This window comes from Tropicibacter oceani (genome assembly GCF_029958925.1).
GTDB lineage: Bacteria > Pseudomonadota > Alphaproteobacteria > Rhodobacterales > Rhodobacteraceae > Pacificoceanicola > Pacificoceanicola oceani.
Window position 1 is genome coordinate 1,502,608 of record NZ_CP124616.1, and the last position, 14,906, is coordinate 1,517,513.

At 60.2% G+C, this 14,906-nt stretch carries 13 protein-coding genes; 3 read left to right on the top strand and 10 right to left on the bottom strand.

Annotated features, from left to right (window positions below; genetic code table 11):
* Window positions 1–388: 388 nt before the first annotated feature.
* From QF118_RS07195 to QF118_RS07210, 4 genes are all read right to left on the bottom strand, one after another.
* Window positions 389–2,275, bottom strand: a complete 1,887-nt coding sequence (locus QF118_RS07195; protein ID WP_282301949.1) for an AAA family ATPase — start codon at window positions 2,273–2,275, stop codon at window positions 389–391.
* Between the two features lie 18 nt (window positions 2,276–2,293).
* Complete coding sequence (locus tag QF118_RS07200) at window positions 2,294–2,455, bottom strand: hypothetical protein (protein ID WP_282301950.1); 162 nt, start codon at window positions 2,453–2,455, stop codon at window positions 2,294–2,296.
* 693 nt (window positions 2,456–3,148) lie between these two features.
* Window positions 3,149–4,021, bottom strand: coding sequence for a hypothetical protein (locus QF118_RS07205; protein WP_282301951.1), 873 nt, complete (start codon window positions 4,019–4,021; stop codon window positions 3,149–3,151).
* A 2-nt stretch (window positions 4,022–4,023) separates the two neighbouring features.
* Window positions 4,024–4,713: a hypothetical protein gene (locus tag QF118_RS07210; RefSeq protein WP_282301952.1), complete on the bottom strand. Its 690-nt coding sequence runs from the start codon at window positions 4,711–4,713 to the stop codon at window positions 4,024–4,026.
* Between the two features lie 12 nt (window positions 4,714–4,725).
* On the opposite strand from QF118_RS07210, the gene QF118_RS07215 reads away from it, so the two are divergent.
* The gene (locus QF118_RS07215) at window positions 4,726–5,790 is read left to right on the top strand and encodes a hypothetical protein (protein ID WP_282301953.1); all 1,065 of its coding nucleotides are present in this window, start codon (window positions 4,726–4,728) and stop codon (window positions 5,788–5,790) included.
* 2 nt (window positions 5,791–5,792) lie between these two features.
* Here the strand turns inward: QF118_RS07215 and QF118_RS07220 are convergent, their stop codons facing one another.
* Window positions 5,793–6,401 carry a hypothetical protein gene (locus QF118_RS07220; RefSeq protein ID WP_282301954.1) on the bottom strand — a complete coding sequence of 203 codons (609 nt, stop codon included), beginning with the start codon at window positions 6,399–6,401 and terminating at the stop codon, window positions 5,793–5,795.
* A gap of 10 nt (window positions 6,402–6,411) precedes the next feature.
* Window positions 6,412–7,047, bottom strand: a complete 636-nt coding sequence (locus tag QF118_RS07225) for a hypothetical protein (RefSeq protein WP_282301955.1) — start codon at window positions 7,045–7,047, stop codon at window positions 6,412–6,414.
* 595 nt (window positions 7,048–7,642) lie between these two features.
* Between QF118_RS07225 and QF118_RS07230 the strand changes: the two genes are divergently transcribed.
* Both QF118_RS07230 and QF118_RS07235 read left to right on the top strand, forming a co-directional pair.
* The gene (locus QF118_RS07230) at window positions 7,643–8,146 is read left to right on the top strand and encodes a DUF6634 family protein (RefSeq protein ID WP_282301956.1); all 504 of its coding nucleotides are present in this window, start codon (window positions 7,643–7,645) and stop codon (window positions 8,144–8,146) included.
* A 1,121-nt stretch (window positions 8,147–9,267) separates the two neighbouring features.
* The gene (locus tag QF118_RS07235; protein WP_282301957.1) at window positions 9,268–10,329 is read left to right on the top strand and encodes an ATP-binding protein; all 1,062 of its coding nucleotides are present in this window, start codon (window positions 9,268–9,270) and stop codon (window positions 10,327–10,329) included.
* A 267-nt stretch (window positions 10,330–10,596) separates the two neighbouring features.
* On the opposite strand, the gene QF118_RS07240 is transcribed toward QF118_RS07235, so the two are convergent.
* Genes QF118_RS07240 through QF118_RS07255 form a run of 4 tightly spaced genes read right to left on the bottom strand, consistent with a single transcriptional unit; the run spans window position 10,597 to window position 14,815 of the window.
* Entirely contained in the window at window positions 10,597–11,691 is a 1,095-nt protein-coding gene (locus QF118_RS07240) for an SPFH domain-containing protein (protein ID WP_282301958.1), read from the bottom strand.
* 22 nt (window positions 11,692–11,713) lie between these two features.
* Window positions 11,714–12,691, bottom strand: coding sequence for a DUF2927 domain-containing protein (locus QF118_RS07245; protein WP_282302425.1), 978 nt, complete (start codon window positions 12,689–12,691; stop codon window positions 11,714–11,716).
* 2 nt (window positions 12,692–12,693) lie between these two features.
* Window positions 12,694–13,893 (bottom strand): toxic anion resistance protein, encoded by a 1,200-nt coding sequence (locus QF118_RS07250; RefSeq protein ID WP_282301959.1) that lies wholly within the window; start codon window positions 13,891–13,893, stop codon window positions 12,694–12,696.
* Between the two features lie 25 nt (window positions 13,894–13,918).
* Complete coding sequence (locus tag QF118_RS07255) at window positions 13,919–14,815, bottom strand: 5-bromo-4-chloroindolyl phosphate hydrolysis family protein (protein WP_282301960.1); 897 nt, start codon at window positions 14,813–14,815, stop codon at window positions 13,919–13,921.
* Window positions 14,816–14,906 lie beyond the last annotated feature (91 nt).

Consider the following 14,906-nt stretch of genomic DNA (forward strand, 5'->3'; position numbering starts at 1 on the left):
TTTGGCAAGCGGTTCCGCTGCCTGCGGGCGGGAACAGGGCAGGAACCTGGTCTGAGTGTGATCCACACGCATGGGTATGACAAGAGCGCTGACATTCTGTTTGCGGTCATGGGGGATCCCGATCGGCGCATGTACAATAGGTTTTTCGTTATCGGTTTACCTTCGCTCCGTTCGACACGTGAAGCTGGATCCTGAGCGCCTGCGCCGTTTCATAGAGAGCGCGCCGATAGACCGCCTGAATTCGGAAAGGTTTGACGAGCCAGAAACCCCACCGGAGGATGACGCAGGTGAAGTCGCAGATGAACGAAGGGATGATACGCTCCGCACCCTGTAGGAAACCGAATGTAGGCGGGCCACGCAAGGAGTACGGCCCGCTTCAAGTGATTGGTCATGGATCCTCGCACGCCGGCGGGGGTGGCAGGAAATGTGCCAGGCGCTGCCCGGTCAGGACGCCGGTTTCTGCAAGCGCCTGTGCCATTTCGGTCAGGCGCGAGATTTGCGGTTCGAGCAGCTGGCGGGCAGTCTCGCCGGCCTCGGAGATCATTTCGGCGACTTCCGGGAGATTGCCGTTCATCACCTCGCGCAGCAGGTTGCCTGTGTTGTGGGCGCCGAGCCAGATCGGTCCGAGCTGGCCTAAGCCGTAGGCGCCGATCTGGTTTGCCGCCGACATCATGGCATTGCCAAGATCGGAGTCGATCTCGCCTCCTGATCCGCTCGACGGTGCGCCCAAGACCAGGATTTCCGCCATGCGACCTGCAAGCATGATTGCCCGGTCACGCTGCAACATGAATGCTGTATGCAGGCCGCCGTATCCGCAGACGTGGCAGAAACCTCCGGTCCCCGTGAGGCGCAAGAAGTTCACGGTCAGTTCCGGGTAAGAACTTGCCACCAATGCATGTCCGCATTCATGGACGGCCATGCGCCACAACATGTCCGGGTTCACGTGCCGGAGATCGCCATTCAACGCGCCTATGACGTCGCTCGTGGTAATTGCACGATTATGCCTTCGCGCGGCGGCGCGGGCCCTGCGCAGGGCCGCGGCACAGTCGGCACCGGTCTGGCCAAGCGCATGCACGGAACAGGCTTCGGTATCGATCTCGCCGTCTTCCGCCTTGAGGTGCTGCTGAAGGATGATGGCGAGCTCCTCCCGGGTCGGCAATGGGATGTGGATGACCTCGTCGAAACGACCCGAGCGCCAGATGACGGCCGGAATCTTCTCAAGGTCATTCGCCGTGCCAACGATTACGACGCCCTCCCGGCCCTTGATACCATCGAGGTGCTCGATGAGGCTCTTGACCACCTTGTCGTCATAGCTGGAATTGTGACCTGAGGCTGAAGCCCGGAATGCATCCATCTCGTCGATCAACATGAGGCAGGGGGCACGCTGGATCGCCTTCTCGAAATCTCGGGCCATGTCTCTTTGCATGTCACCCAAGTGACCTTTGCTCTGCCATTTCGAATAGGAGACCGGCATGAAGGATATCCCGAGAGAGTGCGCCATGGCACGTGCGAGCTCGGTTTTCCCGGTGCCCGGGGCGCCAATCAGAAGCATACCTCTCGGTACATCTTCCCAACTGATCTTCCCTTCGGAATGAAGCCGCAGTGCCGAAAGCATGTCCTGCGCAGCTTGTATTGCTCCGCCGTATCCAACGAGGCGCTCCAAAGGGGCGACAGGTTTGGCAACTGCCGGAACGTCTACTTCAAGTTTCTCATCTTCGTGACTGAGTTGCGCGAGCAGATGCTGGATCGCGCCGTTGTAGTCGGCGGCGCAAGTGGCGCAGACGACGTCACGGGAGGTCAGCTGGTGGCAGCCTTCCGAAGACGGCAGGAGAGCCAGCGCTGCAGAGGAAATCTCGGGTGGCGTCCCGGGAAATGCGATCGCTAGAAGGATCGCGATGACCTCGGCGTCGATCGGCCGAAGAGTTATGACCTCACAGGGCACGGGAGGGAAGGGGGCGTCGTCATCCGCGTCTTCAGCTCCCATATCATCCAGGAAGATTATGCGCTCACCGATGGAGATCAACGCCGCGATTTCTTCGATGTCCGGTTCGTAAAGCCCTTTGCGACGCAGGCCACGGTAATGCACCGCCTTGCCCTTGTCTCCAGAGCGGAAGCCGCCTTGCATGAGGTAAAGGTCCTTCGGACAGATCACGGAGAGGGCCGTCGCAATATCCTTGGTGGAGAGCCGAGAACGTATCACGGTCACGGCACGCGGACGGAACATGTTGGCGGACAGGGCCTCCACCTCGCGGCAGATCATCAGGGTGGCCAACATCGGGCCGAGCTTGAGGCTCTAGGACTGAAGAGCCGCGAAGTCTTCGGCGCATGTCCCGGTCAGCGCCAGCACGGCTGCTGGTTCCTTGTCGTCGGGCGGGGTTCCCCCATCGGCATTGTAGGCCCGGATGAGATCGAACGCGTTCGGCATCCAGGTCGAATTCGTCTGATGTTCCGGCATGGTCAGGTTCCTTTTGGCAAAGGGCCATCGTTCACGGATTTGCCGTGTTTCAAGGGCGCGGTGATTTCGAAAGCTCGAGGCGTGGATGACTGAGCCATCCACCCTTGGAACATAGCATGAACATTTGTTTCCCGGAAGTCCTGTTCTTAGGTGGATTTCCTGTAAGTCGTTGCCTGGTTTGCGAATTTCCTGCGCGTGCGAGTATTCGCACCCTGAAAATGGGACTTTTTCGCAAGGCATCCTTTGAGCCGGATTTCCTGTGTTTCCCGGGAGCTGGGCGCAGGTCCGAGGGAGGGGCAGAGGTGGTTTTTTTCGCAAGGGAGGCTTCACAGCCTGAAAGCCGGCCTCTTGCACTCACCTTGGACGCGCCGCGAGTACCCGTTTCGGGGCACCTGCGGCGCCGTTTTCAAGTTCGACCGGCGATGCTCGGAGGCGAATTACAAGCCCCTGACGGCGGTCTCATGCAATAACCGATTCGGTGGTGCGGTCCGCAGAATTGCCCCTGGAGGTCGTGGAGACGAGTGGACCTCAACTCGGACCGCAATAGACGGCAGAACGCGCGTTACGCCTTTCGTTGCGCGATCCACGGATGTCGGTAATGCGCAGGAAGCCGACCACTGGCAAACGTCGGGCCACTTCACCAAGCCAACCTATCCTCAACTGCAATAACTGCTGAAATACTCTGCCTCGAGATCAAGCATTGTCCTCGCCATTTCTCCGAGACCGGTCGATAAACTGAAAACTCAAGGAAATAAGGTTGGCAAAGACACCAAAGATACCGCCGATCACGATGAGATAAGGACTGGCGAGCAATGTGTCGATGAAGTCAGGTTTGACAATCGCCTCAGTGACACCCAGCGCGTCGATACGGATGGCGGCATCATCCTGCGCGCTGCGGAATACGGCTTGGAAACGCGCGCCGTCGATCAAAATGATCTGACCGAACCCCTGGGCCATCTGTCTGTCGCGCGCGCCTGAGACAATCGTGGCGGTATCGCCGTAGGTCAACGTCCCCCTTCGAACGACATCGGACCGGCGACCGAACCACGCTGAAAGACGGTTGCTTTCCCTGACCGTGTAGTCCCCCGACAGCAGGATACCGCGCGCACCAGGTGCCATCGCTTCGCCAATCTGCATCGTTCCGGCAAAAGTCATGGCGCCGAGTTGGGAGAGTGACGCAGCCGGAAGAACAATAATCGTGCCTTCTGGATATTGGCCCACGGCCTCCGAGATTACGAAAAGAACCCGGTCGTCTTCATGGCGCAATGAAATCCGGTTCCCACCTTTCCATTCCAAAGTCAGCGACGGCTCCTCGGTCTCCTCGTAAATCCGACCATCGCATTTTGCGTCGACTGTCTGATCCGGAGACCGCCGCAGAGCCGCCTGACGCGGTTTGCACAGCGTTGCTGCGCCCAGAAACCATGTGTTGCGACCATCAAAGGTGATGTCGGCGCCAAGGGTTTCCGCCGACAGGATATAAGTGCGCGAGACCCCTTGATTGAGCCACAGCAGGCCCAAGAGAATGAACAGGATCAGGCTGGCTGCAATACCGTCAAGCCACCGCATTTTCATTGCACCAGCATAAGGTCGACGAATTCGGGCGGCGCCGCCACACCACTCGACACGCGAAGAATTTCGATGCGCAGCGTGCTTGGAGTAGGCGTTGGCAATTCAAAACTGCAAATCGTATCAAACGCCGTGCGGACGTCTGCATCGACTGGTTGGCAGGCGACTGCTTCCGCCATCGGATCGTCGCCCACGAAAATATGCACACTGTCGGCGCGAAACGCATTGATCTGCAGGGCGATCGCGGCTGGCGTCTGATCGGTTGCCGGGCGCCACGCAACCGGCACGAGGCCCGCATCCACGTCACACCCGTCGAGCCGCGCCCTGACCGATATCTCGCCCGCACCCGCGGCGCGCAGACGTTCCGGATAACCGGTGGGGTATGGCAAGACTGTCAGACCTGCAGTCACCTCTGCAAGATCATACAGCCTGCGCGACTGGTAAAGTCCGTCGGCGCTTATGACTTCCACGCACAACGAGCGGCCTTTCCAGGCCGGATCGAGCGCAGCGGCAAGCCTCGGTTCAGGGTCCTTGCTCTCCGGCAACAGGACGGCCCCCACTACCACGACACCAGAGACGGTCGCAGCTTCGCGCAGCGTTTCCTGCCAGTCTTTCAACACGACCGTTTCAGCCTTGCTTGGCGAACCCAGAGCCGCAACTATGGCAATGCCGAGGAGTGAAAAATGCCGCATCGAAATACCCCCATGTTCAATCGCCCGAAACATGCGCTTTGCCGTATGTTGTTGACGATAGCATGTCTTTTCTGGATGGGAAGCGGTCTCTCGGCGCAGCCGGTCGCCGTGCGGTCAGGCGAAACCGGCCAGGGTTTCCTGTTTACACATGGGGGCATCTGTTACGCGGTCCTGCCGAGCCACGTCGCCAAGGGCGCATTCCGCGCCCAGGTGATCGCAGAACAAGGGCGTTCCGCGCGGGCCAGCATCCGCACCCCGTTTTGGCCCGGAATTGACCTTGCCCTTGGTATTCTAAGTCGCGGGGGGGATCTGTGTGAGGCACAGCTGGATGACCTTGCAGGTCCGCGCGGGGCTGTCGCGCACAAGGCATCGGCCGTGCTTGTGCTGGTCGGCACGGATGGTCGGATAGAGCGTCTGCCGATGATCATCACCCAGATCGGCTACCTCGACATCAGCGCAAGGTTTTCTTCAGCCGAGGAAGCATCGGCCAGACAGGGTATGAGCGGGGGATTCCTGCTGGTCGATGGGGTGCCCGTGGGCATGGCGATCGATACGCAGGGCGGCGAGACGTTGCGTTTCATGCGCGTTGAAGAGATCCACATGAACCTGTCGCGGCTCTTGTCGACGCAAGCGGTTTTCAGCATCGCCTCCGACATGAACCCAAACGCGGCGCCTTTGCAGTCCGGACTGGAGTTAAGCGTCGTTTCCGCGACGGCGGTTGCCATTGGTCCGGATCAAATGGCCGAGAACATTCTCTTGCCTGATGCGGCCTACGTCTTTGAGCCACAGGGCCCGGCTGTCATCGAGCTGGCGCTGAAGGATGCGGCTGCACTGTCGCAAGTTGAACTGTTGGCGAAGGCCAAAGATGGGCAAGCCGTGCCACGCCGCGTGCTGGTACAGGTCAACGCCAGTTCCGAAGGCGGGCGCTGGCGCACCTTCTGGTCCGGCGAAATGCCGCCGGATGGTGTGCTTGATACTGGTGCCCGGCTTGCCACGTCGGCCCGTCGGCTGCGGATCACCATTGCCAGCGCTTGGTCATCGGGCCCCGTGCGAGTCGACAGTGTGACCGTTAAATAGGGTCAGCGCGATATCGGAACTTCCACCGGCACAGGGGCGATATTACGGTTGAGCTGGATTTCGCCGACCAGCTTTCCGTCGTCCGAAATGGTCAACTCGCTCCAAACACTGTCAAAATTGATCATGATCGCATCGTCAGACACTGAAATCGCGCACTCTGAATACCCCTTCCAGATGTAGCAACCGCGGTCTTTATCGAAGGCTCCGAGCACGTAACTGGTGGTCGCGACGCCGTCGGAACTCATCGTGCCGTTGAAGACCCCTATGTATCGGGCAACCTCGTCAGCGCGATCTTTGCCAGCCATGAATCTGAAGACGAGGTTTGGCTCCGTCTTGACCCACGTCTCGAAGGCTGTCCGCTTGACGTGTGCATCCGTACTGTAAATCCCGAAATCCAATGCCAGACGCTCCAGATCCGGGTCGCCGGAGCCCAGCATGATCTCCATGGCCTTGAGTGCCCGGCGAGGATCAGGGTTATTGAGCAGCGCGGAATATTCGTCGAGCGCGGCCATCTCTGCGTCGATCTGGCTGGTTATATCGGCCACCGACAAGGATTGAGCGCCAGCCATTGTTGCCGACGCGGCCATGAAAAGAGCGACGACCGCTTTCATGTCATGGTCCTCACTCGCTCAGCCGCATCGTCAACACAAGCGGCCCCAAGTCGGTCCTGTAGTGTCGTGCTGTCATAGTCCCCGTGAGCGCGCCGTCGTCGTCGAGTTCGAGCACTACCCATTGGTGCGGGGTGTTTCCATCCCAACTGACAAGATACAGGCTGACCGTCGTTGCGTTCACGCGAAGCAAGCAATGCTCGGGTGCATCCAGATTGACAAAACAGCCGCTTTCCTCGCTCCACTCCCCCACCTTCAAACTCAGGCTCGCACGATTGTTTGCGCCCACCGATCCGCGATACCCGCGCATCAAGGCATTATAAGCTTCGACCTGGTCCTCTTTCACGGTCTCCGAACCATCGAAAAAGATATCCAACGCGGGCTTACCTGCAAGGAAAGCTTTGAGCGCGGCTTGGCGAATGTTGGGATCCGCACTGTAAATACCGACGGACAGTGCCATCTGGACAAGGGTTGAATCGCCCGACTCCAACATGATCTGCAGTGCAGCCATGGCGCGCTGCGGGTCGGGATCGGTCAGATAAGACTGGTATCCCGAGAGTGTACCGGCGCGCTGGTTGACCTGCGCCTCGAAATCTTGGAGCGAAATGGTCTGAGCCGCCGCATCATTCGCCGAGACAATGAAAAACATCCAAAGGCAACTACCCAGACGTCGGACGAAATTCCCTATTCGTGGGGTCGATGAAAACAAAGTTACCTCCTGCCAACGATACGGCAAGGCTAGGAAATAGTGAGGTGTTTCTCAAGCGACAACCTTCGACCAGAGAGCAGATTTTTACTTTACGGGCACATACGCTTGAGTCCATGCGCAGGACATTCGTCCACAGCAGTGAGCGGGGGAACGCCGCAAAAAAGGGCTGACAGCTGACGCCAGGACCATCTTGATCGATGTCGGCTTCCGGGAAGCTCACGGGGCATCGTCCGACACGGAACGGCAGGAAAGCACAGCATCGTCACGGAATGTTCGCCGACTTTCTGAAAAGCCTTCGGCGTGGGGCTTGCGAAAAGACGGTATTCGCATGGCGCGGATCGATATGGGCCCGGAAAAGGCCGTTGCGAATTACCTCAACGCCCCATTTCTCGCAAAAAGTAAGTGATTACAATTGATTGCGTGTGTGTTAGGCATGTAGTCGGGCCGTGAGGTCCGCTTCGAATCCAAACCGATTCACCAAATGCCGCTCGAGATGCCTCTCGGGCGATGGGTACATGCATCCCACCGGGGCCCCATGATGAACAAGACAGCTACTGCTCGGATCACGCTCTACAAATACCGGAACGCTTACGATGCGGTGAAGCTTGGACCGCCTGTTGACAGGCACGACCCCGATACGGCCGGAATGACAGACTGGATCCCGGTGGTGAGGGGAAAGTTCCTCAACCTCCGCGGCGTTGCCGCAGATCATCCAAATCTTGGCAACCGCTATATTGAGACCTCGGCGTTGGTCTACTTAACTTCCGATACTGTCTGGGCGCGGACGTTGTCCCGCTGGTATTATCTGAACGCCCCCTTCGAGATGCCGTTGTTGTTCGTCAATCCTTCGGCGCGCCAAGACGTAGTGTGCAAGTTCGAGGACGGCGGGTTCGGGCTGACAGTTGCGGTTACACAGAAGCTCTTGGCACTTCGCCCTGGGCAATTGACGGAGATGGCGCGTGAATACAGCATGTGCAGCCACGCGGAATATTTCGAACAGATCCGACAGGAATGGACCTTGGGTGCGCATCAAGGCTGATCCAGGTAACCTCCGGAAGTGGCATTTGAGAACTGCTTGCCGCGGCGCCGGTCGGCTTGAACGCGAAATGCAGGCCATCTGTAACAGGTCGGCGGTGGTCGCTTCGCACGGCATGTCAAACGTTTTCAGGAACTGCCCCCGCACGGCCTCATCCAAACTGATACCTGATGCTGATGGGGAAAGCCCCGGCCCGAGGGGGCACCACGGGACAAAGCGGCGATGGTTCTGGAGGGATCAGCATGGGAATGCGTGCAGCGTTGGTGTTGGCGACGGCCCCAAGAAACTGCCGCACGAGATGGCGTCATGCCATTTTGTCCTGCGCAGTATGACGCCATACCGGTCACGGATACCCGAGACAGGACATCATGCAATACTTGGGATTCACGGCACCGCCAAGGCTGCGAAAACGCCAACGGGTTTCATGATCATTGCTGCCTCGCCTCGGGCCTTGGCTTGAATCTCCCAACGCAAGTACGGGGCTTGCTGAGTTTTCTATATAAAATATGGGGCCGGATTCCTGAATTTTCGAACGGACTGGCATAGCTGCGAATTCGAAGTTGAGCTCAACGAGAGATTTCCGAGCAGGCGATGCCTGCAGAAAGGAAGGTGAAGCGTACCGGTTGCGAGAAATCCGGCCCGCAAAAAATCCGCGTAAGGCATTGATTTTGAATCATGAATTGACGAATCTCATGCGTTGTGGTCGCATGGTCGAAAATGACCTCTGTGTTCTTCCGGTCTGTCGCAAGGCTGAGAAGGGCGTCCGCGGAAGCTGCGTCAGGCGATTGACCGCCTTTGCGATGATGCAGTTTACCAGATGGAGGGCATCGCCCTGGGGATCATCAGGGAGCCATGGCTGCAACCGACTGATCTGACGAAATCAAGCCGGCCTGACCGCCAGATTGGGCCGCTTATCACAAACCTGCCGCCGGTTTTTCGACGGCGTCATTTCCGAACGTTGCCATTCGGAGATGACGCACGCCGGAGACCGGGGCGACAGGCGCCACCTGGCAACAGCCAGAGACGAAACCTTATCGGCCCGCTTGTCCAGCGGGTCGGCCCAACACCCACGAAGCCGAAACCCTGCGCCATCCAGTGATGAGCGCGAACGAGAGAAAATTGCCATGATCTACGCCAGTATCGACAACGATGACGACATCACCGATGCCGCGCCCGTGCCCGGTGTCAGTGCTGAGGCCCTGGAGGCTTTCACCGCGCAAAGCGCGCTGGCGGCACGGCTGGTGCGCCTCGAAGAGCGGTTCGAAAAGACCGCAACCTACCACCTGTTCCGGGAACGGGTCTTCAGTATCCTCGCGCGCCGCGAGGCCCGCATGGGGAAGGGCAAGAGCGAATTGAAGGGCGCCATGCTTATCGGGCCGGCAGGCGCGGGTAAGACCCGTATGGTCGAGGAGATCATCAAGGAGCACAACGCACTTACGAGCCATGTCGGCAACTGGCAGTACGGCACGCGGATCCTGAGCGTTGTTGTCCCCGGTCGTTCGACAGTCAAGGAGACGCTGAACGCCATCCTGAGGGCATTGGGCCATCCTGCCAAGGGTCGTAGGGGCGAAGACTACCTGGCAAGCATGGTCATGACTTATCTCAGGGAATGCGGGGTTGCCGCCGTCCATCTCGACGAGGTCCAGGACAGTGGCCGTTACCAGACGAAGGACAGCGTGAAAGCGTTTCTGAAGATCTTCCGCAACATGATGCAGGACAAGGAATGGCCCGTCTGCCTGATCATGACCGCGACACCGGAAGCCACGGATTTTCTGAACGGAGACAAGACCCTGCTGCGTAGAATGAGGCCCATGCAGATGCGTCCGATGACGTTCGCTAACGATAGTCAAGCACTTCGCAATGCACTGAAGCAGCTTTTCGAGGACGCGGGCCTTGCAGATCCTGGCATCTTGTCGCTCGACGAGTTCATCAAGATCCTGATCCATGCCTCTGCCGGTCGTTTCGGCGTCGCGGTCGAGATGAGCATCGAGGCGATCGGCGCGTGCCTGGGGGAGGGGGGTGCCGAAATCGACATGGCACATTTCGCGGATGCTTACGAAATGCGGATGGACTGCGACGACGAAATGAACCCGTTCGTTTCCGTCAATTGGAAGCTTATCGACACCTTGACTGCGCTGCAGCGGTACGAAGAAGAGCGTCAGGTCAAACGCCGCCCCAAGGCATAAACCTGTCTCGCCAACATGGCGACAACCCGTCGAAAGGCCGCCCCTCTGGGCGGCTTTTCCCGTTTCCGGGCTTGCCCGGGGGCTGGAAGCGTCCGATCTGGAGTGACTTTTGGGCGTCGCGGACTCTGGATTTCACGTCGGAGACTTTAGTGCCAATTGTCGCTTGCGCCGCTAAGTCATTGATTTTACTAATGCCGAATTCGGAGAAAACCCCAATCTTGCTGTCGGACGACACTGACCAATGGCCCGGCGTCTTTATGTTTCAGATCAGCCCGCTGGCGGGGGCGGGGGCGGCATCACGGTGAACAGCTGCGCCAACTCGTCCACGTCCTCGGCGGTTTTCCAGCCGTCCTGACCGGGTGTCCAGACATGGGTGCCGCGCTTCAACTCGCCGCTGCTGGCCATGCGGCCCAGATCGGCCTTGGAAAACGGGCCCTTGGTCTGGCCGTTTTCGGCGATGTGCCAGACATGTTCGACCGGCGGGGGCGGGGGCGCCATGCCTGCCTGCGCAGGCGCCATGGCGGCGCCCATCTGGTTACCCATCTGCATGCCCATGGCTGCACCCATGCCCATGCCCACACCTTCGGCCATGCCGCCACCGGCACCCATGGCATCGGCGGCCTTGTATTTCATGTAATCGTCCAGATTGCCGGTGATCCCGCGGCTGGTGCGATCGTCCAGCGCCTTTTCGACCGCCGGAGGCAGGCTGATGTTCTCGATGTACAGCTCGGGAATGGTCAGCCCGTATTGCGCGATGGTCGGGTCGATCGCCTGCGCGATCAGCTTGCCGACCTCGCCGGTGTTGGCCGCCATGTCCAGCACCGGGATGCCGCTTTGGGCGATCGCCTTGCTGAAGTCCTGAACGATGATGTTGCGGATCTGGCTGCTGATCTCGTCCATGGTGAATTCGCCGTCGGTGCCGACGATTTCGCGCATGAACAGGGCCGGATCGCCCACCTTGACCGTATAGGTGCCAAAGGCCCGGATCCGCGTCGGCCCGAATTCGGGATCGCGCAGCATGATCGGGTTCTTGGTGCCCCACTTGAGATCAGTAAAGCGGTTGGTGCTGACAAAGTAGATCTCGGACTTGAACGGCGATTTGAAGCCGTGGTCCCAGTGCTGCAGCGACGTCATGATCGGCATGTTGTTGGTTTCAAGCATGTACAGGCCGGGCGTGAAGACATCCGCCAACTGCCCTTCGTGCACGAAAACCGCCGCCTGTCCTTCGCGGACCGTCAGCTTGGCGCCGTATTTGATTTCATGGCCTTCACGCTCAAAGCGCCAGACCATGGTGTCGCGGGTGTCATCGGTCCATTCGATGACGTCGATAAACTGGCCCGAGAGGAAATCCAGAATGCCCATGTCAGTAATCTCCTTGGTTTTGTCAGCTTGACCCGGCGCCTGCCAGCTCTGCCGCCCTTTCGACGACAATCGGACGGGCCTCGTCTGCGCTCATTCCGGGGCGCAGGCGCGGGTCATAGAGGATTTTCAGCAGCATCTCGTCATGTACGGTCAAAAGCGCGAATTCGTCGTCGTCGTTGAAGATCGACGGCCGCGCGCGCGGATCGTCGTTACCCAGCCCCAACCCCTGCGCCACTTCTTCGTGGATGCAGGACCGGCGCAGCAGGTCGGGGTGTTCCGACCGGATCACCGCGATGGCTTCGCCGTATTCATAGCCGCCCTGGGTTTCGGAAAAGGCGATCACAAGGCAGTGGATCGAGCGGGGCAGGTTGTCGAACAGGTCCAGCGAGGCAAGGTTGACGTCCGGCACCAGCTGCTGAATGCGCGGCTTGATCCGGTCCTTGTCATCCTCGGACATGAACAGCACGTGGAAATTCGCGCCGCTTGTGCCCATGGAAATCGGGTGGCCTGTGATCCGGCCCAGCTTGGCGGCGTATTCGGCCAGCCAGGCGCGGTCCTCGGCGATCTGGTCTCTGGGGACGCGCGGGCCGAATTCGACCGAGATGCGGATCGGCTTGGTCCATTTCTTGATGGCGCCCAGATCGCCGCGCGACGGGGTCAGGCCCGCGCCGCGTTCGTATTCTTCGGCCAGGGCGATGCGCTCGAAATTGCGCGCCAGCATGGTGTCGGTGAACTGCGTGTCCGGCCCGCCGCCATCGGTGCGCAAAAGCCCGCGCACCAACAGATCTTTCTGGATGCGCGCGTAATAACGCTGCAGGTCCAGGCTGGCCGCCGAGGGGCCGGGTTCCGGCGCCGGGGCCGCAGGTTTGACCACGGCGGCAGGGCGGACCTGCGGCGTGACTTCGGTTGTGCGCGGGGCAAGCGCCGTGCTGTCACAGGCCGCAAGACCCATGATGGCAAGGCCGGCAGCCAGGGCCACCGCTTTGCTGCCCCGTCGCATCATCAGCTGGCCGGAACCGAGGTCGCGGCGTTGTCGCCGGTCCCGGTCTTGCGCGCCTTGGCGCTGGCCAGGGTGTCGCGCAGTTCCGCTTCCATCTTTTTCAGCTCGGCCTCTGCCTCGGCGCGGCGCTTCTTGCCTTCGTCGGCGATCTGCAGGCTTTCCTGGATGGTGCCGATCAGATCGGCATTGGCCTGCTTGACTGCCTCGATGTCAAAGACGCCGCGTTCCATTTCTTCGCGGATCATCTTGTTGCTGTCGCGCAGGTTCTTGGCGTTCGAGGTCAGCAGCTCGTTCGTCAGGTCGTTGGCGTCGCGCACGGCGGCGGCGGCTTCGGCGCTGCGCTGGATGGTGACGGCCTGCGCCAGCTGGGTTTCCCACAGCGGCACGGTGTTCACGAGGGTCGAGTTGATCTTGGTCACCAGCGACTTGTCGTTTTCCTGAACCAGACGGATCGAGGGCAGCGACTGCATCGTCACCTGGCGGGTCAGTTTCAGGTCATGCACCCGGCGTTCCAGATCGTCGCGCGCGGCGCGCAGGTCGCGCAGTTCCTGCGCCTTGATCATCTGGTCGCCCTCGGGCGCGGCCTGCACCGCGGCTTCGGCGGCGGGGATGTCCTTGCTGTCCAGCTCTTTCAGCTTTTCCTCGCCGGCGGCGATGTAAAGCGCCAGCTCGTCATAGAACTGCAGGGTCTTTTCATAGAGCAGGTCCAGCGACTTGATGTCTTTCAGCAGCTTGTGCTCGTGCTCCAGCAGGTTGTCCGTCACGCGGTCGATCTGGCTTTGCACTTCTTCGAAACGGGCGGTGAACTTGGCGAAGGGCGCGGCGCGGCCGATCAGCTTTTCCCACCAGCTGCGTTCGCGGCGCACGTCCAGTTCCGACACGCTGAAGCCGCGGATCGTGGTGACGATCCCGCGCAAGGAATCGCCCGCCGGGCCGACGTCCTTGTTGCGCACGTCGGTCAGCATCGCCTGAGAGATTTCCTGCAATTCCGCCTGCGCGGCCGAGCCGAAGGACACGATCGACTGGGTGTCGCCCATGTCGATTTCGTCCATCCGTGTGCGGATTTCCTCGCCCACTTCGGCCGGGGCCTCGGCCAGCGGCACGATGGCATTTGCGGCTGCCGGTTCGGGCAGGATGATGGCGTTGACTTCTTCGACTTCGGCCAATGCGGCCTGGGCTTTTTGACGTACGTTTTCGGACATGGGGTCCCCCGTTTTTATACTTCACTCATCTCGGATCGAGATGCACACCTTCGCGCTGCAAGCGGTCGCGCAGCACATCTATTTCGACGGTCAGGTCGGCGTTGTTGTCCAGCAAGAGCTTTTGCGTTTTCTTGCCAAAGGTTTCTTCCAGATCGGTCAGCAGCATCATGAAGTCCGACTTTGCGCTGCGGTCCTGGGTGCGCGCATAGATGTCGGCAAACTTGATCGCCGCATCCTTGGCGCCCATCAGGTAGACGCCCAGGAACTTGCGCGCGGCGGACAGATCACGCGGATCTTCTTCGACCGTGCGGGTCAATTCGCGCACCTTGATCTGAAACCGTTCAACCCGCGCCTCGACCTGCCGGTCGCCGGCGCGCTTGATGGCGTCACTCATGGCGGTCAGGTGCTTTTCGGCCTCGTCCACGACCCGCGCGACGCGGTCCTGCTGAAAGGTGTCGACACCTTCCATGCCCTTGTCCTTCAGTGGGTCGATGCCAAAGGCGCCGATATGCAGCGCGCCAGCGGCGGCGCCAAAGATCACGGGGGCGAACAGGCCCGGTTCGTTCTTGTAGACGGCGATCCCGGCCCCCACGGCGCAAAGCGCGGCGGCGAAAATCTTGCGCGGAATGCCGGGGCGGCGCGCCACGCGGCGTTCGTCAAAGGCGGCCTGCGCCCGCAGCCCGTCGCGCAGCAACCAAGCGCCCAGCAACAAGGTGCCCGCGCCGATCAATCCGATGGCCAGCCCGGTGGCGCCATCGTTCAGCGACATCGCCGCCAGAACGATCGGCGGGACAAACAGAACGTTCGACCGCGCGCCGACCGGATCGACCTTGGCCCCCTTGTAGGCGGGGGTTTCGGGGCGATCCTCGGCGGTGGTCGTGCTGCCATCGGGGCTGTATTTTCCGCCAAAACGCTGTGCCATGTCAGACGCCCCCAAGCCAGCCGGTGACGACCCCGAAAAGGAGTACGATCAAAAGGACATAGGTCACTTTTTGCAAGGCTGTTGTGGACAT